The organism is Butyricimonas synergistica DSM 23225 (assembly GCF_000379665.1).
Classification (GTDB): Bacteria; Bacteroidota; Bacteroidia; order Bacteroidales; family Marinifilaceae; genus Butyricimonas; species Butyricimonas synergistica.
This window is the reverse complement of sequence record NZ_KB903359.1, coordinates 940,113-962,358: the sequence shown is the minus strand read 5'-3', so window position 1 is coordinate 962,358 and position 22,246 is coordinate 940,113. Positions and strand designations below refer to the sequence as shown.

21 protein-coding genes are annotated in these 22,246 nt (G+C 45.8%); 16 read left to right on the top strand and 5 right to left on the bottom strand.

Features of this window, described 5'->3' with window-relative positions; genetic code table 11:
- Positions 1–9: 9 nt before the first annotated feature.
- Positions 10–2,571, top strand: coding sequence for a CRISPR-associated helicase Cas3' (cas3, locus tag A3CY_RS0104245; protein WP_169503550.1), 2,562 nt, complete (start codon positions 10–12; stop codon positions 2,569–2,571).
- A 332-nt stretch (positions 2,572–2,903) separates the two neighbouring features.
- Entirely contained in the window at positions 2,904–3,269 is a 366-nt protein-coding gene (locus A3CY_RS0104240) for a hypothetical protein (RefSeq protein WP_018336663.1), read from the top strand.
- Between the two features lie 74 nt (positions 3,270–3,343).
- Here A3CY_RS0104240 and A3CY_RS0104235 read toward each other — a convergent pair whose 3' ends face one another.
- Together A3CY_RS0104235 and A3CY_RS20195 are read right to left on the bottom strand one after the other, a co-directional pair.
- Positions 3,344–4,798: an amino acid permease gene (locus A3CY_RS0104235; RefSeq protein WP_018336662.1), complete on the bottom strand. Its 1,455-nt coding sequence runs from the start codon at positions 4,796–4,798 to the stop codon at positions 3,344–3,346.
- A gap of 127 nt (positions 4,799–4,925) precedes the next feature.
- On the bottom strand, positions 4,926–5,501 hold the full coding sequence (locus A3CY_RS20195) for an RNA polymerase sigma-70 factor (RefSeq protein WP_018336661.1): 576 nt from the start codon (positions 5,499–5,501) through the stop codon (positions 4,926–4,928).
- A gap of 64 nt (positions 5,502–5,565) precedes the next feature.
- Between A3CY_RS20195 and A3CY_RS0104225 the strand changes: the two genes are divergently transcribed.
- A complete protein-coding gene (locus A3CY_RS0104225; protein WP_018336660.1) occupies positions 5,566–7,236 on the top strand; it encodes a putative transporter in 1,671 nt (556 codons plus the stop codon).
- On the opposite strand, the gene A3CY_RS0104220 is transcribed toward A3CY_RS0104225, so the two are convergent.
- Positions 7,231–7,791 carry a hypothetical protein gene (locus A3CY_RS0104220; protein ID WP_018336659.1) on the bottom strand — a complete coding sequence of 187 codons (561 nt, stop codon included), beginning with the start codon at positions 7,789–7,791 and terminating at the stop codon, positions 7,231–7,233. The genes A3CY_RS0104225 and A3CY_RS0104220 overlap by 6 nt on opposite strands.
- Positions 7,792–8,147: 356 nt before the next feature.
- On the opposite strand from A3CY_RS0104220, the gene A3CY_RS0104215 reads away from it, so the two are divergent.
- The 13 genes from A3CY_RS0104215 (at position 8,148) to A3CY_RS20190 (ending at position 19,819) form a co-directional block, all read left to right on the top strand.
- On the top strand, positions 8,148–8,363 hold the full coding sequence (locus A3CY_RS0104215) for a heavy-metal-associated domain-containing protein (protein ID WP_018336658.1): 216 nt from the start codon (positions 8,148–8,150) through the stop codon (positions 8,361–8,363).
- Between the two features lie 5 nt (positions 8,364–8,368).
- Positions 8,369–9,139, top strand: coding sequence for a YaaA family protein (locus A3CY_RS0104210; protein WP_018336657.1), 771 nt, complete (start codon positions 8,369–8,371; stop codon positions 9,137–9,139).
- 77 nt (positions 9,140–9,216) lie between these two features.
- A complete protein-coding gene (locus A3CY_RS0104205; protein WP_018336656.1) occupies positions 9,217–9,969 on the top strand; it encodes a CDGSH iron-sulfur domain-containing protein in 753 nt (250 codons plus the stop codon).
- Between the two features lie 204 nt (positions 9,970–10,173).
- Positions 10,174–10,935 (top strand): DUF1295 domain-containing protein, encoded by a 762-nt coding sequence (locus A3CY_RS0104200; RefSeq protein ID WP_018336655.1) that lies wholly within the window; start codon positions 10,174–10,176, stop codon positions 10,933–10,935.
- A 27-nt stretch (positions 10,936–10,962) separates the two neighbouring features.
- Positions 10,963–12,174, top strand: a complete 1,212-nt coding sequence (locus tag A3CY_RS0104195; RefSeq protein ID WP_018336654.1) for an NADH:flavin oxidoreductase — start codon at positions 10,963–10,965, stop codon at positions 12,172–12,174.
- A 23-nt stretch (positions 12,175–12,197) separates the two neighbouring features.
- Positions 12,198–13,031, top strand: a complete 834-nt coding sequence (locus A3CY_RS0104190; RefSeq protein WP_018336653.1) for an SDR family NAD(P)-dependent oxidoreductase — start codon at positions 12,198–12,200, stop codon at positions 13,029–13,031.
- Complete coding sequence (locus A3CY_RS0104185; RefSeq protein WP_018336652.1) at positions 13,028–13,891, top strand: SDR family oxidoreductase; 864 nt, start codon at positions 13,028–13,030, stop codon at positions 13,889–13,891. Before A3CY_RS0104190 ends, A3CY_RS0104185 begins: the two co-directional genes overlap by 4 nt.
- Positions 13,892–13,957: 66 nt before the next feature.
- A complete protein-coding gene (gene nth, locus A3CY_RS0104180) occupies positions 13,958–14,611 on the top strand; it encodes an endonuclease III (protein WP_018336651.1) in 654 nt (217 codons plus the stop codon).
- A gap of 180 nt (positions 14,612–14,791) precedes the next feature.
- Positions 14,792–15,646 (top strand): lipoyl synthase, encoded by an 855-nt coding sequence (lipA, locus tag A3CY_RS0104175; RefSeq protein ID WP_026207287.1) that lies wholly within the window; start codon positions 14,792–14,794, stop codon positions 15,644–15,646.
- Between the two features lie 50 nt (positions 15,647–15,696).
- Positions 15,697–16,374 (top strand): lipoyl(octanoyl) transferase LipB, encoded by a 678-nt coding sequence (gene lipB / locus A3CY_RS0104170; RefSeq protein WP_018336649.1) that lies wholly within the window; start codon positions 15,697–15,699, stop codon positions 16,372–16,374.
- 122 nt (positions 16,375–16,496) lie between these two features.
- A complete protein-coding gene (locus tag A3CY_RS0104165; RefSeq protein WP_018336648.1) occupies positions 16,497–17,246 on the top strand; it encodes a copper homeostasis protein CutC in 750 nt (249 codons plus the stop codon).
- 5 nt (positions 17,247–17,251) lie between these two features.
- Complete coding sequence (locus A3CY_RS0104160; protein WP_018336647.1) at positions 17,252–19,015, top strand: aconitase family protein; 1,764 nt, start codon at positions 17,252–17,254, stop codon at positions 19,013–19,015.
- A gap of 30 nt (positions 19,016–19,045) precedes the next feature.
- Positions 19,046–19,819, top strand: a complete 774-nt coding sequence (locus tag A3CY_RS20190) for a nitrilase-related carbon-nitrogen hydrolase (protein WP_155828174.1) — start codon at positions 19,046–19,048, stop codon at positions 19,817–19,819.
- A gap of 351 nt (positions 19,820–20,170) precedes the next feature.
- On the opposite strand, the gene A3CY_RS0104150 is transcribed toward A3CY_RS20190, so the two are convergent.
- Entirely contained in the window at positions 20,171–20,863 is a 693-nt protein-coding gene (locus tag A3CY_RS0104150; protein WP_018336645.1) for an OmpA family protein, read from the bottom strand.
- 151 nt (positions 20,864–21,014) lie between these two features.
- Positions 21,015–22,178: a porin gene (locus tag A3CY_RS0104145; protein WP_026207284.1), complete on the bottom strand. Its 1,164-nt coding sequence runs from the start codon at positions 22,176–22,178 to the stop codon at positions 21,015–21,017.
- Between the last annotated feature and the right edge of the window lie 68 nt (positions 22,179–22,246).

The following is a 22,246-nucleotide window of genomic DNA, read 5'->3' as shown; positions in this document are numbered from 1 at the left end:
TTCGCCCATATGAGAGCGAACAAGCAAACGAAAGAGTTGTTGGAAGAGCATATTGATCTGACGGGAAAGTATCTTTGTGTGTTAATCGAAGTCAATAAACTGGATACTATTATAGATGAAATGATCTGTCTGTTTGTCACGGATTGCGATTATGCTGTTTTTTTGAAGAGGTTGTTTGTCAAAGCTATAATGTTTCACGATCATGGTAAGATCAATGAAAATTTTCAGGTTGTCCGAATGGGAAATCAGAATTTTCGAGCGAATGACGATAAGCTGACTCATCATCATGCTTTGCTTGGTTCGTATATTTTTATTGGACATAGTTTTAAAGAAGCCGATTCTTTCATTCCGGATGATGATAAGAAAAATAACATTTTATATGGAGTGATATTGCTTTTCGCTCAATCGATAGGTAGGCATCATGCAAAAGGTTTGCAATCTGTTAATACTGATTTTCTTCCAGATTTAGAGTTTTTTATTGATGAATTGTGTCGTTATCTGCGAGAGTGTAATTTAGCTGTCGATATTAATATCGAAAAAATGCAAGGTTGCTATTTAAATGCCTTCAATCGAATTCATAAAGAGGATTATTTTTATGTATGGCAGTTGGTGAAACTAAATTATTCTTTGTTGACGGCAGCAGATTATTATGCAACCAATCATTTTATGAACGGGCTTGAAGATTGTTATGATGAAAGTGATTTTGGAATAATTGACGCTTCGCTTAGAAGTAAATTGTTTGAAAATTTTATAAAGTTAAAGCCTTATAATGCAGAATTGTGGAAACGTCATTCTTATTTTTTGAATTATCCTATTCAGAATTTGCAAGAAACATCTAATACAAATTTGAATATTTTGCGTCAGCGATTGGGTGCGGAAGTTCTAGCCGGGATAACGAAATTTAAGGACCAAAGAATATTTTATATAGAAGTACCGACAGCCGGGGGAAAGACAAATTTGTCAGTTATCATGTTAATAAAATTGCTGATGATTTATCAGATAGATATTACAAAGGTGTTTTATATATTCCCTTTTACAACTTTAAGCACGCAGATACAGCAGGGCTTGCAAGAAACGTTAGGATTGTCTAATAATGAGATTTTAGCAGAACATTCCAAAAGCGGATACCACGAGAGCGACGAGGAAGAAGAAAAAAATGATATAGATAATTTGTTTGTTAGTTATCCGTTTTGCCTGTTATCGCATGTGAAATTTTTTGATATTATAAAAACATGTCAGAGAAAAGAGAATTACCTGTTTCATCGCTTAGCAAATTCTGTCGTAATAATAGATGAGTTGCAGTACTATACTCCGTCGGAGTGGGATAAATTGACTTTTTTTATCAATAAGTTTGCTAAAACATTTAATATAAGGTTTATATTAATGTCTGCAACATTGCCAAAGATCGATGGAATTTCAATAAGTAATAAGATGGATTTTGTGAACTTGATTGATAACGCAAAAGAGAATTATTTCTTAAATCCAAATTTTTGTAATCGGGTTCGTTTTGATCTTTCGTTATTGAAGAAATATAGTGTAATAACACATAAGGATCTAGCAGACGAAGTATTGAAGCGATCTAGTGAATATGAGAAAGAGCATGGTCGGGTACATGCTGCGGTGGAGTTTATAACGAAAAAGTCTGCAACGAAATTTTGCAATTATATAAGTAAGTCTGTGGTATTTAAAAAAGTCTTTATTTTATCAGGAACAATACTGGAAACAAGAAGGCGGGAAGTGTTGAAGTATATTTCAGATCCAAATCATGCAAATGAAAATATATTGCTGATAACAACTCAGGTTATAGAAGCTGGTATCGATATTGATATGGATATTGGATTTAAAAATATTTCACTGGTAGACAGTGATATTCAGTTTGCGGGAAGAATTAATAGGAATATGTTGAAAGCAACAGGAATATTGTATTTATTTCAATTGGATAAACCGGAAGATGTGTATAGAGAAGATCCCAGATGTAAAATCTGTAAATCAATATACGGGGATCTCGAACGGCTTGAAAAGGTGTTGAGGGAACATGATTTTGAATATCTGTATCGACAGGTTATAAATGATATAAATGCAAAGTTGAAGCAAACGTTCACCGTGGGTTTTCGCTCTTATATGTCAGAGATTGAACTATTAAATTTTGAGAAAATTGATGCGGATTTTAAATTAATAGATAATGATACAATTTCTGTTTTTATTCCGATCTCGTTACCATTGTTAGATAGTGAAGGACAGAGGAGCGGATGTTTTGCGGAGAGTGAACTTGAGTTTTTGAAGGATAACAATTGCCTTTCCGGTGATATGGATAGAATAGAAGGGAGAGGAGTTTGGGAACTTTATAAATCCGTGGTGGAAAGAAAGAAAAAAAATATCACCAGAAGAAGAAGAAATACCGAATTATTGAAAGGTATTATGTCTAAGTTTATTATACCGTTATATAATACATCTGCGATACGGGAAAAATTAGAAGAGTCAGACAAGAAAGATTATTTGTTTAACGGGATTGGTTGTTTAAAAGACTTATCTATGTATGATTATTGCTTAGGATTGAATGAAACCTTATAAGAGAAATGAGGTTCGATTTGTTTGAAATATATTGGTTTACAGAAATAAATAGGATTAAGTAGAATTGAAATAACTCACCGATATCCATGAGGGTGCCGTATGTGGAGCGCTTGATTAATAGGGACGAATAGACGAATAGAACAAAGGTGGTTGAATTGAAATACCGTGTTGTGTCGGGGGGGGGCATTCCATGGACGCTAATAATTGTACAAGATGGTTGAATCTGAGTGCATCATTTTTTATGGAAAATTATGGTGTTTATCAATTTTATAGATATATTTGTAAAATAGTGATGATGTATTAAGGTATGTTTTTTTATTTCTAAAATTAGCATGAACAAAGAGGATTATTTGTCTCAGATGAAGACTCTTGAGGATATTATTATAGACGCTCGGGAGCAACAAAGTGTTTTGAGACGGCAGTATATTGATGCCAACAAAAGATTTGACGTGAATGAAAGAATCCGGATTATTACGCCTGGATTCAGGAGGGTTACCCCGGATGAGCATGGAAGAACTCGGATTCCCGAGGAGGTGAGGTATGCTTACGTGGAAGGATACACGATCGATGCGCAGGGGAAGATCACGTATTTATTGTCAAAGGAAACGACGTCTCATCGGAAAGCCGTGGCAAAGACTTTTTACACGGAATTTGACATTCTTGAAAAGATAGACCCGGAAGATCTTCCGATATTGTAAAAAGGTCGGGTGTTCAAGGATGTTATAAAAAGAGCGATAAGTACTGGACTTATCGCTTGGGGTATTATGTGCGGTTAGTGACCACGGCGTTGACGTTTCTTTTCCATCGAGATACTGATGATGAACGGTATGGAGAAGAATACCACGGTTCCGACGACAACTAACCCGGTGTACATTGCCGGACTGCCGACGGGGAGTTGGGACGGCGGGAAGAAGGTGACAGCGAAGGAGAATAGCACGGCAAGGAATCCTATGCCCGCTATCAGCCACATACCCATGTTGCCTCCCGGTACCCGATAGCTTCGGGGAAGATCGGGTTGGGTGTACCTCAGTTTAATTCCGGAGGCGTACATCATCATGTACATGAGTAAGTACAAGCCTATCGTGAGGGCGCTTAACAGGAAGAATGCCACACTGACGTCGTCCATGACCATGTAGAGGGACGATAATACCGTGACGATGCAACCTTGTATGATGAGGATGTTGATCTGAATACCGTTTTTATTTGTTTTCTTCAGAAAGTCGGGGAGTTGCCCGTCGTTTGCCGTCCAAAGCAGACCACGACTGGGACCGGAAATCCATGACATGACTCCAGCCAGCGCCCCGAAAGCGACGAGAAGTCCCATTATGTTGGTAACCCAACCGATGTGATAGTGGTCGAATAGTTGTTGGAAAGTAACAAATAACCCCGATTGTAAGTTTATTTGGTCGTAAGGTGTGACGATAGACACAGCTAGAGCCCCGAGGGTAAATATTCCGAAGGATATAAGTGCGGCGAGGAACATTGCCTTGGGGAATTGTTTTTGGGGGGTCTGTAATTCTTGGGCGTGTACGGCATGTACTTCAACCCCGGCAAAAAGGAGTAATATCCCAGCTAGAAAGGCGATGTCACTCATTCCCGTGATATGGGGAAACAGGCGGGGGTGCACGTGTTGTGCTGCGTCGATTTTGACAACTTCCGAAACGGATGCGGGCACGTGTTCCAGGGCGATCGGATTGTCACTAACGATCCAGATGATTGCCATGATAATAATGACAATACCGGGTAACACGGTTCCGAGAAGGAATCCTTGGCTGGTGATCTTCGACACGGTGGAAGTTCCCTTGAGGGTTACCCACGTGGCGAACCAGTACATGACGATAGAAAATAACCCGACGAACATTCCGTTTTGTGCCAAATCCGGTTTGCCTATCATGTAAGCGATGGAGGCGGCAGCGAAACCGAGTACGGTGGGATACCAGACGACGTTCTGTATCCATTGCAGGAAGATGGCGGCGAAGCCCATGCGTTGGTTGAATGCTTCCTTCACCCACGTGTAGACTCCTCCTCCTTTGGCTGCGAAGGCACTACCTAGTTCCGCACCGACAAGGGCGGCGGGAATGAGGAACAGGAATGTCGCGAAGAAGATATAAAAGAACATGGTGAGTTCCTCTTGTGCCATCATGGGGAGTCCCCGCAAGCTAATGACAGCGGCTGCCGTCATCAATGCGAGTTGAGTTGTCGTGATGTGTTTAGTTGGTTTAGTCATAACGAAATAATTTTAAATAAGATGTAGTAATTTCCTCTTTTTTGTTTGTAACAAATCGTATCGATCTGTTATAACGTAAAAAGGGGAATATTTGTTAGGTAAATTTCTAATATTTTGGTTACCAGTACTAAATGCTCGGATGTAGTTCCTCGGGTAAAGTATTGCCACCCATGATGAGGAGGAGAAACAGGGAAGGGGGAAATTCTTCACGTAGTATTTTCAATCCAGTGGTGACGTGTGTCTTGACGGTATTGACGGAAATGTTGAGTTCATCCGCTATTTCTTTATACTTTTTACATTCAATGAAACATAGTTTCATGACTTGCGAGCAACGTTCGGGAAGCTGGTCTATCCGCTCCATGATAAGGCGAAGCAATTCTTCCCGGTTGTCAGGAGAAGGTAAAGTGTACGTGGGTTCTTCGACAAGTTCCTGTTGCACGTGGGTATCTTCTACTTTCCGGTGTGTCAAGTAGTTGATAGCCCGGTTGCGGGTGAGGCTGAAAAGATAGGGTAGAATGGGACGGGAGAAGTCTATTCTTTCCCGGTTGTTCCATACGCTGAGGAATACATCGTGAGCGATGTCCTTGGAAGTATCCAGATCGTTCACGAAAGTCATGGCATGGGTACAGAGTGCAGTGAAGTGCTGTTTGAAGATGCTTTCAAACTCGTTGCACGTTAATTCTTTGTTTTTCCCGTGTTCCATAATCCAACTTTGATTGTTGCAAAGGTAGGAAATTTTATTAATTTTGGCACTCAAAGTTCAATATATGGAATGGTTAAATAGTTTATTTGTAGAACACTCTGTCATTCAGGCGGTCATTGTGGTATCGCTGGTTTCGGCAGTAGGGTTGGCTTTGGGGAAAATCAGTATATGGGGAGTGTCGTTGGGAGTGACCTTCGTGTTCTTTGCCGGTATAATGGCAGGTCATTTCGGTCTTACTATTGACCCCCAGATGTTGAATTATGCCGAGAGTTTCGGGTTGATTATTTTCGTGTACGCCCTCGGGTTGCAGGTGGGACCCGGTTTCTTTTCCTCGTTAGGGAAGGGCGGGTTGAAGTTGAATATGCTGGCGATGGTCGTGGTGTTTCTCGGGGTGGTGATGACCTTGGGATTTCATTGGACTACGGGGGTGTCGTTGCCCGATATGATGGGTATTCTTAGTGGAGCAGTGACGAATACCCCGGCGTTGGGTGCGGCGCAGCAGACGTTGAAGCAAATGGGCGATCCGACAATTTCTGCTGCCGATCTGGCATTGGGATGTGCCGTGGCTTACCCGTTAGGAGTGGTCGGGGTGATTTTGGCGGTGATTTTCGTGCGTAAGCTTTTTGCCTCGAGGATATTCTTCAAGAAGACAGGTGAGGATAAGCGCAAGAAGACAATCGTGGTGGGAATAAACGTGAGCAATCCCGGCGTGACGGGTAAGACCATCAAGGAGATTGCCCGCTTGTCGTCGAAGAAGTTTGTGATTTCTCGTTTGTGGCGGGATGGAAAGGTGGTTATTCCCGCTTCAGACACGGTGGTACAGGTGGACGACCGTTTGTTGGTAATTACCACGGAAGGGGATGTCGATGCGTTGTCGATGATGATCGGGGAGAGGGATAGTACGGATTGGAACCAAGAAGATATTGACTGGAATAAGGTGGATAATCAGCTCGTGTCACACCGTATTGTGATTACCCGCCCCGATATTAACGGGAAGCGTTTGGGGGCGTTGCGTTTGAGAAACGAGTTCGGCATTAACGTGACCCGTATCTATCGTGCGGGTATCGTGCTTTTGCCAACGCCGGATCTGGTGTTGCAGTTGGGCGACCGTCTGAACGTGGTTGGAGAGGAAGCCGCGATAGCCCGAGTAGGAGAAGCGGTCGGCGATGCAGTGAAAGACCTTGACGAGCCGAATCTCGTGGCGGTATTTATCGGTATGGTGTTGGGCTTATTGCTGGGTTCGATACCTTTGGTTATTCCCGGGATTAGTTTCCCGGTGAAGCTTGGATTGGCGGGTGGTCCTATTGTAATGGGTATTCTTGTTGGAGCCTTTGGTCCCCGGATACATATGATTACTTATACCACGATCAGCGCTAACTTGATGTTGCGGGCTCTCGGGCTCTCGATGTACTTGGCGTGCCTCGGTCTGGATGCCGGGACGCATTTTTTCGAGACGGTTTTTCGTCCGGAGGGTGCGTTGTGGGTGGCGCTCGGTTTCGCGATCACGGTGGTACCCGTGGTAATCGTGGCTGCAGTTGCTATCAAGTGGATGAAAATAGATTTCGGCTCGGTAGCGGGTATGTTGTGCGGGAGTATGTCCAATCCCATGGCTTTGAATTATGTCAACACTACCGTGGATAACGATTCGCCTTCCGTGGCGTATGCAACGGTCTACCCGTTGACGATGTTCGTCCGGGTAATTTTGGCGCAGGTGATTTTGATGTTGTTTCTATAAATTTGTCTGATCGTAAAAATCACTTTTTCCCCATTCGATGGAACATCCCGTGATTGGTTGGGAGCCTTTGCCCGTGATGTCCAGTAGGTCATCTTTTATCTTGTAGTAGGTGAAGCCTGCCCCGATAAGCAATGTCTTGTAGACGTCATTCATGTCGGTATCTTGCGGCACGAGTTTTCCTTGTTTTATGCGTATTGGTGTCAGTTTTTGTCCTTTCACCCCGATTTTGACATTTGAACCTATAAACAAGATGTGCCAGCCGTCCACGACGGGCAGGTCTTTTGCCGGGTAGAACACGTGCTGACCGTTCTCGCTGGAAAAGGTGATCTTTGTCGGGTGGATTTCCCGGTTCTTCCCGAATATTTTGCTGGCGAGTGTCCCTTGTTTCGACATTTCGTCTATGGTGTATTTGAATTCATCGATAAGGTCGGGCATAAGCAGGTATAATTCCTTTTGCGGGTCTTCTTCCCATTCGTCGAGCTTCATTTCCAGTATTAAAGCGAGAGCCATGAGTGCCTCCGGAGCGACGTGCAGTGTTATATCTTTTCTTTCCATCATTGTGTGTTTTATATTTAACCTTCTTGAACAATTGAGTTCACAGCCGGGAAGTAAGTTACGCGAATATTTTATAAAAACCAACGAATTGTATTTTTTTGTTGCATGGAAATTTTAGAAACACGATTTTGTCCTCGTTAGTGGTTGGCGGACACGGGAAACGGAAAAGTTTTTATTGTAATCCCGTGATAATGTCAAAAAAAAGTTATCATTGGTATAGTATTTGGTGGTATAACAAGTTATGAACTTGTTGTTTGAAACATTGACGTGTATTTATTCGTAAACATATAAATTTGAAGAAGTAGGAATGTCAAATAGAAGTGACCGTATAATGAAGACCTTTAAAACAAGTAGACATGGAAAAGAAATTTCGATTTAGGACAAATTTGAAATGCAATGGTTGCGTATCAAAAGTCACCCCGTTTTTGAACAGCACGAGGGATGTTAAGGATTGGTCTGTTGATTTACAACATCCCGACAAGGTGTTGACCGTGACGTTACAGACGGGCGATACGCGTTCCGTGTGCAAGGCGTTCGAGGGAGCGGGGTTTAAAATTGAAGAAATACATTAGAGAGCATGTTAATTATTTTATCACCGGCAAAAACCATGGATATGTCCATGGTGGAGAAAGAAATACCGGGCACTACGCCCGAGTATGCCACGGAGGCGGAATACCTCGCTGAGCGGATGCGTCGTTTCTCGGCGTCTGATTTAGAGAAAATGTTGAAGATAAGCGATAAGCTGGCACGTGAGAATTACGAACGTTACCAGCGGTTCGGCAGCTTGTCCAACCCGCGTAAACAAGCGTTGCTGGCGTATAACGGGAGCGTCTTCAAGGCTATTGATCCCGCTTCGTTTTCTGTCGATGATTTTAAATATGCCCAGGATCACCTTCGTGTAATATCGACCCTTTATGGGTTGGTACGACCGTTAGACCTCATACAAGCGTATCGTATTGCTTTTGCCGTGAAATTGAACGGGGGAGACGGGGGTGACCTTTATGATTATTGGGTTCCTAAGTTGACAGCTCCATTATTGGATTCCGTTCACTCTGCCGGGGGTATTTTGGTAAATCTTGCCAGCCTCGATATACAAGGAGCCTTGCAAATGAAGGTTATTCGGGAAAAAGTACGGGTTATCACGCCGGAATTTCAAGAATGGCGTGACGGCAAGTACGAAACGATCCGTACCTATGCCAAGGTGGCACGGGGGATTATGACCCGTTATATCCTGCTTAACCGGGTGGAGGATCCCGAGGAGTTGAAGTCTTTCCGGTGGGATGGTTTCACGTTCAACCCGGAGCTTTCCGACGAGGAACATTATTTCTTTACACGGGTGAAGAAATAACGTTTTTTTCTTTCTCTTTTCTGAAACAAAACCGTTCTTTTTGTGGTATATCTTACATGTTATAAATCTAATAAACCATGAAAGAACGTAAAATAGAACCGGGAACTCCCGTGAATGATAATAAGTATTCTATCGTGGTAGACCGGAAAGGACCTTATCTTGTCTATGGTCGTCCACCGATGAAACAACAGTTTATCGTGCAAAACGAGGAAGGAGCCTCGTGGTCGTATCGTGATGGTATTGAGTTTGAAATAGAGGAGGATCCCGTGGCTCTCTGTCGTTGCGGCGCTTCGGCAAACGCCCCGTTCTGCGATGGCAGTCACTTGAAGACGAACTGGAATCCCTCGTTGACAGCTGACAATATACCATTGCTTGACAATGCCGATGTGTTTGACGGTCCCGAGCTGGAATTGACTGATAACGAGAAATATTGTGCTTTCGCCCGTTTCTGTGACGCTTATGGTAAGGTGTGGAATCTTGTCGAGGAGTCCGACGACCAGGAAGCACGGGAACTTACCGTACGGGAAGCGAATTATTGCCCTGCCGGGAGATTGAAGGCATGGGACAAGGAGAAGGGCGAGTTTATCGAGAACAAGTTGACTCCCTCGCTCGTTCTGCTGGAAGACCCGCAGGAACGTTGCAGCGGACCTTTGTTCGTTCGGGGAGCTATTCCTATTGATGATACGGAGGGCGTGAAATACGAGCTTCGCAACCGGGTCACTCTTTGCCGTTGCGGTGCTTCTTCCAATAAACCTTTCTGCGACGGTACTCATGCCAGTATCCGCTTCCGGGACGGTCTGCCGGGACCACACGGGGAGATCAAGCGGTAAGAGGGGCATTGACCGGGACAGGTGTATTATATCGGATAACGCGGTGTTTTTGTCCGCGTAGGAGGGGTATTGCCTTTATTGGAGTATTGTTCCAAGAGTGGGAAATGTTTTTCAGAGAAATTAAAGAGAGTGTGAATTATTGAAGTTTTCCGTTCTAAATTCTAAATTCTTTTATTAGTTTTGTCAGAAATTAATAAAGAAGTTATGGAAGGATTTCATATTTTCCTGATCGTGATGACTGCGATCGCGGTTGTGGTGTTTGTGGCTCTTTATCACGTGAAAGCAGGGTACGGTATGTTCTTTGACGCGAAGTGGGGGCGCCCACTTGATAATCGGCTGGGATGGGTGCTCATGGAGAGTCCGGTTTTTATTGCGATGTTGCTTTACTGGTATTTTTCGGACCGCCGTTTCGATGCTGTGCCGTTGGTGTTTTTTCTTTTTTTTCAGATACATTATTTCCAGCGTTCGTTTGTTTTTCCTTTCCTGTTGAAGGGCAAGGGGAGGATGCCGCTGGGAATCGTGCTCATGGGTATCACATTTAACGTGTTGAATGCTTGTATGCAGGGTGGATGGATATTTTATTTCTCTCCCGCGGATTTGTACACCCCGGAATGGTTTGCCACACCGCAATTCATTGTCGGTACTGTCGTCTTCTTTGGGGGGATGTTGATTAATTTGCAATCCGATCATATTATCCGCCATTTGCGGCGTCCCGGGGATACTGCCCATTACCTGCCGCGCGGGGGCATGTTTCGTTACGTGACTTCGGCAAATTATTTTGGCGAGATCGTGGAATGGACGGGATTTGCTATACTTACTTGGTCGCTTTCCGGCACGGTATTTGCCGTTTGGACATTTGCCAACCTCGTGCCGCGGGCGAATACGATCTATCATCGTTATCTCGATGAGTTTGGTGATGAGGTACGTGTGTTGCGTTTGAAACGGGTGATACCGTTTATTTATTAGTTTTAAATTTTGACTTAAAGATTGAATATGAGTAGTTTGTTTATACCTTATAATATTGGTCCCTTGACTTTACGCAACCGGACAATCCGGGCGGCAGCGTTCGAGGGAATGTGCCCGGGAAATGCACCGTCGGATATGTTACACGATTATCACGTGTCGGTTGCCCGCGGGGGAATCGGGATGACCACCTTGGCGTATGCGGCAGTGACGAGAAGCGGGTTATCGTTTCCCCACCAGTTGTGGTTACGCCGGGAGATTGTACCCGGATTGCGCCGTATCACCGACGATATTCATGCCGAGGGAGCCGCTGCCTCTATTCAGATAGGGCATTGTGGCAATATGTCCCATCGTTCTATATGTGGTTGTACACCTATTTCTGCTTCCAGCGGGTTCAATATTTATTCGCCTACTTTGGTTAGGGGAATGAAGCGAGATGAGATTGTTGAGGTAGCACGGGAGTACGGGAATGCCGTGCGTCTTGCCCGGGAGGCGGGATTCGATGCCGTGGAGGTACATGCCGGACACGGGTATCTAATCAGCCAGTTCCTTTCGCCCTACACGAATCATCGTCATGACGAGTACGGTGGTTCGTTACAGAACCGGATGCGGTTTGCGCGTATCGTGATGGATGAGGTGATGACTGCCGCGGGTGACGATATGGCGGTGCTCGTGAAGGTGAATACTCGTGACGGTTTTCGGGGCGGAATGGAGGTGCCGGAATGTATAGAGGTTGCAAAGGCATTGGAAAAAGCGGGAGCCCATGCGCTTATTCTTAGTGGCGGGTTTGTTAGCCGGGCTCCGATGTACGTGATGAGGGGAGCGATGCCTATTCGTTCGATGACACATTACATGAATCAGGCGTGGCTACGTTGGGGGGTACGTTTGGCGGGACGTTTTATGATTCCGACGGTTCCTTTCAAGGAAGCTTATTTTTACGATGATGCGGTGAAGTTCCGGGAAGCGTTGCGTTTGCCGCTTGTCTTTGTCGGCGGTTTGATTGCCCGGGAAACGATAGACCGGGTGTTGGATGCCGGATTCGAGTTTGTTTCCATGGCGCGCGCCTTGTTGAACGAACCGGATTTTGTGAATCGGATGGCACGTGAGGAGAATGCCCGCAATGCTTGCGAGCACGTTAATTATTGTATCGCTAGGATGTATTCCCGCGAGATGGCGTGTCATCGGCACGTGAAGGATTTGCCGAAGGCGGTGGCGAGGGAAATAGAGAAGGCTAAAAGATAAAAACTAAAAGTTTAAAGAGTCATATGAAAGAAAACGTTTGTAACCGGCAACCAGTAACTTGCCAAAAGCAAACCCTCACGGCTGTCGTGACCGGGGCTAGTTCCGGGATAGGGAGGGAGTACGCCCGGCAATTGTGCGAGCGGGGGTACGACGTGGTGATGGTGAGTAACGAGGAGGTACCGCTCCGGCAGGCGGCGGAAGAGTTCGCGGTGGCGTATGGCGTGCAGACTTATCCGGTTTGCATGGATCTTGCCGTGCCGGATGCGGCGAAGCGTTTGCACGAGTTTTGTCGTGAGCGGGGAATGGTGGTAGATGTGCTGGTGAATAATGCGGGAGTGTTCCGCTTTGATCAGGTGGTGGATGTCCCTGCCGACCGTATAGAATTGATGTTGACGCTTCACGTGACAACGCCGACATTGCTCTGTCGCTATTTCGGAGAGGATATGAAATACAAGGGGAGGGGGTATATTCTTAATATGTCTTCCATTTCTGCTTGGTTCCCGTATCCTTTTATTTCTCTGTATGCTTCCACGAAGGCCTTTCTTAAAAGTTTCTCGCGGGCATTCCGTTTGGAGATGCTCGATCACGGGGTGAGTGTTACGGCGGTGTGTCCCGGTGCGGTGGCAACAGATTTGTACGATCTCCCGAAACACTTGCAACGGTTAGCTTTGAATCTTGGGGTAATGATGACTCCCCGTGCTTTGGCTCGTCGCGGGCTGCGGGCAATGTTCCACCGGAGGGCGAGGGTGATTCCCGGTGTATTTAATTATTTTATGCTGGGAATATTGGTACTTTTGCCTTTCGGTGTGATTCGGTGGATGATGCATAAAGTTATAAGAATGATTAAAGGAGCATGAAAAAAGGTTGGGTAGTAGTCACTGGAGCCAACGGTGGAATGGGACGGGCGATCGCATTAGCGGTGGCTCGTGCGGGAATGCCCGTGGTGATGGCTTGTCGCGATACCGTGAAATCACTTCCCGTGCGGGACGAGATTGCCCGCGTGAGTGGTAACAGGCGGGTGGAATTGCTTCGCTTGGACTTGGCGTCGTTTGCTTCGATTCAGGCGTTCGCTGGGGAGATGGCGAGGAAGAATATAGCCGTATTGGTGAATAACGCCGGGGTTATGCCGGGCGAGTTTTCCTTGACGGAGGATGGTTTGGAGTCTGCTGTCGGGGTGAATTACGTGGGAACATGGTTGCTTACCAATTCGTTGCTTCCTTTCATGGGTTATGATACAGAGTCGCGTATTATCAATACTACTTCTATCACCACTTTCATGGGGCACGTGGGGACTCATTTCTTAGTTCCGGATCCGGAGCATTTTCATCGTTTTCGGGTGTATCCTGATTCTAAACTTGCCGTTCTTATGTTTACAACTGAGTTGGCTAGGCGTTTGCATGGGCGCACGATCACTGTAAATGCCGTTGACCCTGGCGTGGTGAACACGGGAATGCTTACCATGGGACGCTGGTTCGACCCGTTGACCGATTTATTGTTTCGTCCGTTTGTGAAGTCGCCTGCCCGCGGAGCCTCTTCCGCTATCATGCTCGCCACGACTGATCGTTACGCTCACGTGACGGGTGGTCTTTTCCGGCGAGGACATCCCGTGAAGCTACCTGCTGAAACCCGAGATGTTGCCGCTTGTCGGGCATTGTGGGAGGAAACACTCCATTTTGTGCAGGAAAAGTTGTGTCGCCCGTGGGGAGAAACGGATTGATTTTAGTTTTGCGTGTTGTAAAAATAACTTGTAACTTGCGGACTTGAAACTAGGAACAATTGAAGTATGAAATTAAAAGAAAGGTATGACGGAGTGTTGGCGTGGTTTCGGGAAAAGATGCCTGTTGCCGATACGGAGTTACATTATAGTGACCCTTTTCAATTACTGGTGGCTGTAATTCTTTCAGCTCAGTGTACGGATAAACGGGTGAATATGGTTACCCCGGCTTTGTTCGAGCGTTTCCCGACTGCTGAAGCTATGGCGGAGGCGACGGTGGAGGAGATTTTTGAGTTGATACGTTCGATTTCCTACCCGAATAATAAATCAAAACATTTATCGGCGATGGCTAAAAAACTGATGAACGAGTTCGGGGGAGAGGTTCCGTCGGATTTCGAGTTATTGCAGACCTTGCCGGGTGTGGGAAGAAAGACCGCGAACGTGATGGAGGCGGTGGCTTTCGGACGTCCGGCGATGCCCGTGGATACGCACGTGTTCCGGGTAGCAGACCGTATTGGTTTGGTGACAGGGGCAAAAACTCCTTTGGAAACAGAGAAACAGCTTGTGGCAAATATTCCCTCGGAATGGTTATCGAGGGCACATCATTGGTTGATATTGCACGGTCGGTACGTGTGCGTGGCTCGCAAACCGAAATGCGAGGAATGTGGAATTGCGGCATGGTGCAGGTACAACGATAAACTAATTAAAAAGGGCTGTTCGTGAGAACAGCCCTTTTCCACTATTTACTACTAACCCTAAAATTGGAACTACTTCGTGAGTCCACTTTCTTTATAACCCATTTTTATTACTTAGTCACATCCAATAGATGCAGGAAAAGTCAAAAGGTTGCGTAAGGAGGAGAAAAAAAACGGTATATTTGCGTTTTAATTAAAAAAAAGCAGTATGGCTTGTTGTAATAATAGACGAAAACCGGAATGGTTGAAGATTAAGCTACCCATGGGACAGTTGTCCACGGAGGTAGCGAATATAGTGCGGGGATATAACTTGCACACGATATGTACCAGTGGTATGTGTCCGAATCAGGGAGAATGCTGGGGAGCCGGCACGGCAACGTTCATGATTGCGGGTAACGTGTGTACCCGGGCGTGTAAATTTTGTAATGTGACGACGGGACGTCCCGCCCCGTTAGACCCGTTGGAACCGGAACACATAGCAAATTCGGTAAAGTTGCTAGGGTTGAAGCATGCGGTAATCACCTCGGTAGATCGTGACGATCTGGACGATCTGGGCGCCGCCCATTGGGTACGGGTGATCGAGGCTGTGAAGCGGGAGAACCCGAGTACGACGATGGAGGTATTGATACCTGATTTTCAAGGACGGCGTGAGCTGGTGCAACAGGTGATCGATGCACGTCCGGAAGTCATATCACATAACCTGGAAACGGTGCGGCGGTTATCCGATAGCGTGCGGAGCCGGGCAAAGTATGATATTTCGCTGGAAGTAATCCGGCAGGTGAGCGAATCGGAGGTTATTTCAAAGTCGGGCATCATGCTCGGGTTGGGAGAAACTCGGGAAGATATATTGCAGACCATGGATGATTTGCGTGCCGTGGGATGTAAGGTGATGACCATCGGGCAATACTTGCAACCGACATCCGAGAATCTTGAGGTGAAAGAGTACGTGACCCCGGAAACCTTCGAGGAATACGGGCGTATCGGGTTAGAGAAGGGGTTCCGCCACGTGGAGAGCGGTCCGCTTGTGCGGTCGAGTTATCATGCGGAGAAACACGTGAGGTAGGTTCCCGTGCGGTGAAGTTGCAAGTTCGCAGGTTACAAGTTGTTGATATTATGAAAAAAACGAAGTTTTTTGATTTGGGTACGGCGAGTTATATGCCCGTGTGGAAGCGACAGGAAGAGTTGCACGAGCGAGTGATTGCCGAGAAATTGAAAGGGGAGGAAACCGAGAATTATTTGTTGTTCGTGGAACATAATCACGTGTACACGCTGGGGAAAAGTGGTAATGAAGCGAATATGCTGATTAACGCTATACAATTGCAGGCTGCACACGCCGAGTTCGTGAAAGTGAACCGGGGTGGGGACATCACCTATCACGGACCGGGACAGTTAGTCGTGTACCCAATCGTGGACATGGCGAACTTTGGCGTGGGGGTGAAAGACTACGTGGAGTGTTTGGAAGAAATTGTGATTCGTACCATAGGGGAGTACGGTATCCGGGGAGAACGGTTGGCGGGAGCCACGGGAGTATGGATAGACACGGGTACGCCTCGGGCACGGAAAATATGTGCTATTGGTATCAAGTGCTCGCGCTACGTGACCATGCACGGTTTTGCGTTGAACGTGAACACGGATTTGAATTACTTTAATTATATCAATCCGTGTGGTTTCGTGGACAAAGGAGTGACGTCTATCGCTAAAGAATTGGGACATGAGGTGCCGATGGAGAAAGTGAAAGAAGTGGTGAAGCGGTATTTTGCGGAGGTGCTCGGGATGGAGCTGGAAAAATGAATGCGTAAGTGGCTCGTTTGTAGTTCGTAACTTATCGAAGATGAATTTTTATTTGTAGTTTGTCGATTATTTCTTTATATTCGTATTACGAAACAGTTTTTGCACTAGAAGATTGTACTGGAATGAAAAAAAATATAGAGGTTGAAGTTTGCACGTTTTCACTGGAGTCATGCTTGAATGCCCAAGCGGCAGGGGCAAACCGGGTGGAGTTGTGCGCGGCGATGTATGACGGGGGAACCACGCCGTCTGCCGGGTTGATTCGTATGGTTCGGGAGTTGGTGTCGATAGAGCTTTACGTGATGATCCGACCGAGAGGGGGGGACTTTCTATATTCCGATCAAGAGTTTGAACTGATGAAAGAGGAAATCCGGCACGTGAAAGAGAGTGGTGCGGACGGGATCGTGTTGGGAATCTTGAATGCAGATGGTACTGTGGACGTGAAACGTACTCGGGAATTGGTGGAGTTGGCTGCACCATTGAAGGTGACTTTTCACCGGGCGATAGATATGACCCGGGATCTGGGCGAAGCTTTGGAGAATGTGATTCGGGCAGGATGCTTCCGGATACTGACTTCGGGCGGACGCAACACGGTGTCGGAAGGTTTGGAGGAGATCAAGACTCTGGTTGAGCGAGCCGCCGGGAGGATTCGGATAATGGCAGGAAGCGGAGTAAGTGCGGCGAATACACCTATGTTATTGGATGCCGGGGTAGATGCTGTACATTTGAGTGGAAAGAGTAGCCGGGATAGCCGGATGGAATATCGTAACCCGGACGTGTTCATGGGTGGAGTTCCGGGATTGCCGGAATACGAACAGTATTATAGCGACGTGGAAAAGATTGAGGCGGTGGTGAAGAAAATCAAAAATATATAAGGTTGATGGAACGTACATTTGTTGAGAAAATATTAAACGCGAAAAAAGGGAGTATCGTGGTTCGGGAACCGGATTACGTGATGAGTCATGACAATTCGGCAAGGGTGAGATTCCTTTTTGAGCGTATCCGCGGGACGAGGGTGCATAAACCGTCACAAGTCGTTATCGTGTTGGATGGAAAAGTTTCCGGATTGGTACACGAGTTGTCATTCGAGTATAATTCGATTCGGGATTTCGTGGAGGAACAGGGGATAGAGCATTTTTACGATTGTGACAGCGGGATAAGCCACCAAATATTGTCGGAATTGGTGCGACCGGGGATGCTCGTTGTCGGGAGTGATTCCCATACGGCGACTGCCGGGGCTTTTAACACCTTTGCCTTAGGGATCAACAAGACGGAAACAGCCGTACTGTGGAAAACAGGACAGATGTGGTTCCGTGTGCCGGGAACGATCAAGGTCGTTCTGAAAAACCGTTTGCCGGAAGGTGTGTTGGCTAAAGATTTGGCATTATGGATAAAAGGTGTGCTTGGGGAACTGGATGTGAATGGTCTGGCAATAGAATATCATGGAGAAGGAGTGGAGTCATTGACGATAGATGACCGTATGACTATTGCCAATATGTCAACCGAAATGGGGGTAGTGAGTGCCGCTTTCCCACCGGATGACAGGCTTGCCGATTATTTTAACGAGCCGGCTGTGAGAGGTGTCTGGGCGGATGGGGATGCCGTGTATGAACGTTTTATCGAGATTGATTTGGCGAGAGTATTCCCGTTGGTGTTCGATACCCGCAAAGGAGAAATCCGGAGCGTGGACGAGATGGAGGGTTTGAAAATACAGCAAGGACTGATCGGGGCTTGTGCTTCCGGACGTTTGGAGGATTTGAGGTTAGTGTCGATGATTCTTGACGGAAAACGAATTGCCGACGGCTTTCAGTTGTTCGTGGTTCCTGCTTCCAGGAATATTTACTTGAAGGCTGTGGAGGAAGGTATTATAGACAAGATAGCGCAGTCGGGAGCCATGGTGCTCGGGTCTAGCTGTGGTCCGTGCCTTGGGGTGGGACACGTGGCATCGGCGGGAAATAGTCGCTTGATTTCAACGGCGAATAGCCGATATATCGGGGAAAGTTCCCACGCGGGGGTAGAGAAATACATTGCTTCTCCGGCGACGATCGCCATGACCGCCTTACGGGGGGAATTGACTACGGTGATACATTTTGACGGAGCTCACTATAAATATGAGGTGAAACCGGTTGAGCCGGTAATTCTTGAGGAGTATGATTACCGTAAGGTAAACGAGGTTTGGAATTACTCGGATATAGACAATATTTCAAGTAACCAGATCTTTGCCGAGAAACTGATGTACCGTTTGACCCTCGAACAGGTGGAGGAGATCAAACCGTATTTGTTTGCCGGGTTGGACAAGAACTTTGCCACTGACGTGAAACCGGGGGATATTATTATTGCCGGGGAGAATTTTGGTTGCGGGCAACTTGTGAAGCATGCGGCGACGGGATTGGTTGCGGTCGGGGTGAAGTTGATTATAGCTAAATCGGTGAATCACGATTTCTATCGAATGGCGATCAATCATGGTTTGCAAATACTGGTAGATTGGGCAATTGCGGACGCTTATACTTCCGGGGAACAATTGACGTTTGACTGGAAGAGCGGGGTGGTTTATTTGAACGATAGGGAGTATCCGCTTCCCCCTGTAGATAAAGAATTTACCGAGATGATCGAGAAGGGTGGATTGGTGAAGACCTTCTCATGATTTAAAGATATGCGAAAATTGACGATTTTTATGTGTGTGTTGTTTTTTGCTGTTTCCGGGTACGCCGGAACAGAAAGAAGAGGGCAATCCTATTTAAGGGTTGCCCTTATTCAAGCACATTTGCAGTGGGGTGATGTGGATGGGAATTTGAAGGCGTTCGGCGATAGAGTGGAGAAATGCGAGGCGGCGGACTTGATCGTGTTCCCGGAATTATTTGCCTCGGGGTGCGAGATGAAAAAAGGAAGCGGGGATAAGAAGGCGGAGATTGCTGCCCGTTACGAGGATATACGTGTAAAGTTGAAAGAATGGGCTGCCAGCAAGAATACGGTGGTTATGGGTTCTACAATATACGAGAAGGACGGGCTGTATTTCAACCGTCTGATTGTGGCATACCCGGACGGGAAATGCTTATATTACGATAAACACAATTGTTTCAAGAAAGGGGCTTTTTCACCGGGAGAAGGGCAACTTGTTTTTGACTGCAAGGGATTCAAGGTTGCTACTTATATTTGTTATGATTTGCGGTTCCCGGAATGGAGCCGCAACAAGGCGGGATACGACGTGGCTGTGTACGTGGCGAACTGGCCTGCTTCCCGCCGGGAAGATTGGCAGAAATTGCTACGGGAAAGGGCGACAGAAAATAAGGCGCACGTGGTGGGGGTGAATTGTGCCGGGTATGACCCGAACGGGTTGTATTATGCCGGGGATTCGGGTGTAGTTGCCCCTACCGGGGAATGGCTTGCCTGTTGTGAAGAAGGGAAGGATGAAATCCGGGTGGTTTTGTTTCGGAAATCGGAGTCGTAAGTTGATATTTCATGATTTGTTGTGCGATTAATTACAATCTGAGTATTTGGGACTAATTTTAAACGATTTGTTTGTTTCTATATATTCATTTAGTCACAAATAATTGATTGTTAGTATATATATTTGCATCCTTAGGATGTGAATTATACATGGATACCTTATCGTTGTCGAACGCTTTCGCCCTGTCCGTGAAACGGTAGGTGTGTTAACCAGCAACTTATTGAAGGCTAATATAACCTGTAACTTGAAACTTTTGCTGAGGATAAAACTAAAAGATAAAAACTACAAGTTGAAGAATAGTCCACGGGACTTTTCTAACTTGTAGTTTTTATCTTTTAGTTGTTAGTTGATTTATTGCAATGTTCCTGCTTCAGCCTGTTTAATCATGTTGGCATTCGCCGTGATGTATATTTCTACACGACGGTTCTGAGCACGCCCTTCAGCGGTACTATTGTCTGCCACGGGTTGATCGAAAGCGAGTCCCTCTGTCGTGATACGTGCACGGGCGATGCCATTACCCACGAGGAAGTTTGCCACGGCATCCGCACGTTGTTTAGATACTCTCTCGTTTACTTCACGGGTTCCGGTGTTATCCGTGTGTCCGTAGATAGTGACGTCCGTGTCGGGGGAGTTCTTTAATGAATTGGCGAACTTTGTCAAGGCATCCCGGGAAGCATTGCTTAATTGGCTGGAATTGGTCGCGAAAAGGATACCATTGTCGAAGGTTACCTTGATTGCCTGCAAATCGTTTGCGTCGGTCACCGTTTCTACTTTTGCGCCTTCGATGGCTTCCAGTTCTTTCTTTTGTTTATCCATTTTTTTGCCGATAAGAGCTCCGGTACCCGCACCCACGGCTCCGCCGATGGCAGCACCGATAGCTGCACCTTTACCTTTGCCGACTAAGGCTCCGATCCCTGCTCCTAAAGCTGCACCGCCTCCTGCACCGATAGCTGCACCTTTTCCAGTGTTACTCATGGAAGCGCATCCGGAGAGGATAATACTTCCGCTTAATACTAAAATAGTGAATAGATTAGTTCTTTTCATATTGTTTTTAATTTGAAACGTTGGTTTATCTCGTGTAATTCTTCCGCAAAAATAATACCATTTTAACGATTTCAAAATGAATTAGACAAACCGACATAAAAAAAGTCGGACATAATTTACATGTCCGACTTTTTTTATGTCGGTTCAAGAATTAGAACATCGGCAATTGATAGATAAATCCGACTTCTACTCTTTGAGTGCTGTGGTTGTTTTGACCGAGTACTTTTGCACGATCGGTAAAGTTGTAACTACGTCCCACGAAAGTACAGAAGAAATGTAAGTTAGAATCTTCCATCGGGTAGAATTCTACTCCTGCCAAGTAACCGTATGAGGTACGGTATTTACCTTTTTCTACGTTATCTGTGGCTTTGAAGATAGATGCCGTTTCGTACATACCTTTCATGAATACATTCCATCTCGGCATGAAACGATAGTTTACTTTAGCAACCAAAGACATGTATTTCGCGTTGAATACATTATGGTCATCTTGCTGTTTCACGATACCGGTCATGATACCTTTCCGGTCAATATCTTCGTCAGAATACATGAAGTCCACGAATGCATTTACTTTTTTAGAGAAGGTAAAATCATTACCTAATGCGTAGTAATACATTTGTTTGTCTTTTGCTTCAGCCATAACGGATGCAGACCAACGGGTTTTGTAGAAACCGTCGAACAGGCTACCGTTCCAGTTAAGCGTGTAAAGTAACGGGGCTCTGCCATTTTCAATGTTTTTTCCGTAAGTTTCTTCCAGAGAACCGTTACGGCTATCCAAAATTTGGAATTGTAACTGGTGGTTATTGTCAATTTGGTAAGCAATGTTCAAACCGGTCATGAAATTACTCATGTTCTCAATCATATCGCTATACTCGTATATTTCGATCGGGTTCAAGTCAAATTCGATACCCCCGTAAGCGGCACATTGTTTTCCTGCAAAGAAAGAGAAATGGTCGTCTAATTTGACCCCAATACCGGCGATGTCGATAGAGGTCGGCATATTGTCAATGTTGTTACCGCCGTTGTTGCCACGGTTCAAACGTTGTCTCCAACGATAAGATAACCAAGGGGTGATGTTTCCTTTTGCCTCGATACGGAATTGACGCATCTTGAAAGCTGCCTCGCTTAACCCGTGTACACCGTCGTAGTTGAAACTAGCGTCGAAGGATCCCTGCATATTCAGGTAGAAATTGAACCAGTCGATCTTTTTCTCGATATTAGCTACTCGCTCGAAAAGTGTTTTTTCTTTGGGCGAACTTTGGGCGAATGCGCTCACCCCGAATCCCATAACTACTATTAATAATGCTAACTTTTTCATCATACTTTGTTTGTTAGAAAATATAATTCCCTGAATCTAGCCTTTTGTGGTTAGAAAATATGGATATT

Coding starts and splice junctions, on each gene's coding strand:
- cas3 (WP_169503550.1), top strand. CDS start 10: ATGAGAGCGAACAAGCAAACGAAAGAGTTGTTGGAAGAGCATATTGAT.
- A3CY_RS0104240 (WP_018336663.1), top strand. CDS start 2,904: ATGAACAAAGAGGATTATTTGTCTCAGATGAAGACTCTTGAGGATATT.
- A3CY_RS0104235 (WP_018336662.1), bottom strand. CDS start 4,798: ATGACTAAACCAACTAAACACATCACGACAACTCAACTCGCATTGATG.
- A3CY_RS20195 (WP_018336661.1), bottom strand. CDS start 5,501: ATGGAACACGGGAAAAACAAAGAATTAACGTGCAACGAGTTTGAAAGC.
- A3CY_RS0104225 (WP_018336660.1), top strand. CDS start 5,566: ATGGAATGGTTAAATAGTTTATTTGTAGAACACTCTGTCATTCAGGCG.
- A3CY_RS0104220 (WP_018336659.1), bottom strand. CDS start 7,791: ATGGAAAGAAAAGATATAACACTGCACGTCGCTCCGGAGGCACTCATG.
- A3CY_RS0104215 (WP_018336658.1), top strand. CDS start 8,148: ATGGAAAAGAAATTTCGATTTAGGACAAATTTGAAATGCAATGGTTGC.
- A3CY_RS0104210 (WP_018336657.1), top strand. CDS start 8,369: ATGTTAATTATTTTATCACCGGCAAAAACCATGGATATGTCCATGGTG.
- A3CY_RS0104205 (WP_018336656.1), top strand. CDS start 9,217: ATGAAAGAACGTAAAATAGAACCGGGAACTCCCGTGAATGATAATAAG.
- A3CY_RS0104200 (WP_018336655.1), top strand. CDS start 10,174: ATGGAAGGATTTCATATTTTCCTGATCGTGATGACTGCGATCGCGGTT.
- A3CY_RS0104195 (WP_018336654.1), top strand. CDS start 10,963: ATGAGTAGTTTGTTTATACCTTATAATATTGGTCCCTTGACTTTACGC.
- A3CY_RS0104190 (WP_018336653.1), top strand. CDS start 12,198: ATGAAAGAAAACGTTTGTAACCGGCAACCAGTAACTTGCCAAAAGCAA.
- A3CY_RS0104185 (WP_018336652.1), top strand. CDS start 13,028: ATGAAAAAAGGTTGGGTAGTAGTCACTGGAGCCAACGGTGGAATGGGA.
- nth (WP_018336651.1), top strand. CDS start 13,958: ATGAAATTAAAAGAAAGGTATGACGGAGTGTTGGCGTGGTTTCGGGAA.
- lipA (WP_026207287.1), top strand. CDS start 14,792: ATGGCTTGTTGTAATAATAGACGAAAACCGGAATGGTTGAAGATTAAG.
- lipB (WP_018336649.1), top strand. CDS start 15,697: ATGAAAAAAACGAAGTTTTTTGATTTGGGTACGGCGAGTTATATGCCC.
- A3CY_RS0104165 (WP_018336648.1), top strand. CDS start 16,497: ATGAAAAAAAATATAGAGGTTGAAGTTTGCACGTTTTCACTGGAGTCA.
- A3CY_RS0104160 (WP_018336647.1), top strand. CDS start 17,252: ATGGAACGTACATTTGTTGAGAAAATATTAAACGCGAAAAAAGGGAGT.
- A3CY_RS20190 (WP_155828174.1), top strand. CDS start 19,046: ATGTGTGTGTTGTTTTTTGCTGTTTCCGGGTACGCCGGAACAGAAAGA.
- A3CY_RS0104150 (WP_018336645.1), bottom strand. CDS start 20,863: ATGAAAAGAACTAATCTATTCACTATTTTAGTATTAAGCGGAAGTATT.
- A3CY_RS0104145 (WP_026207284.1), bottom strand. CDS start 22,178: ATGAAAAAGTTAGCATTATTAATAGTAGTTATGGGATTCGGGGTGAGC.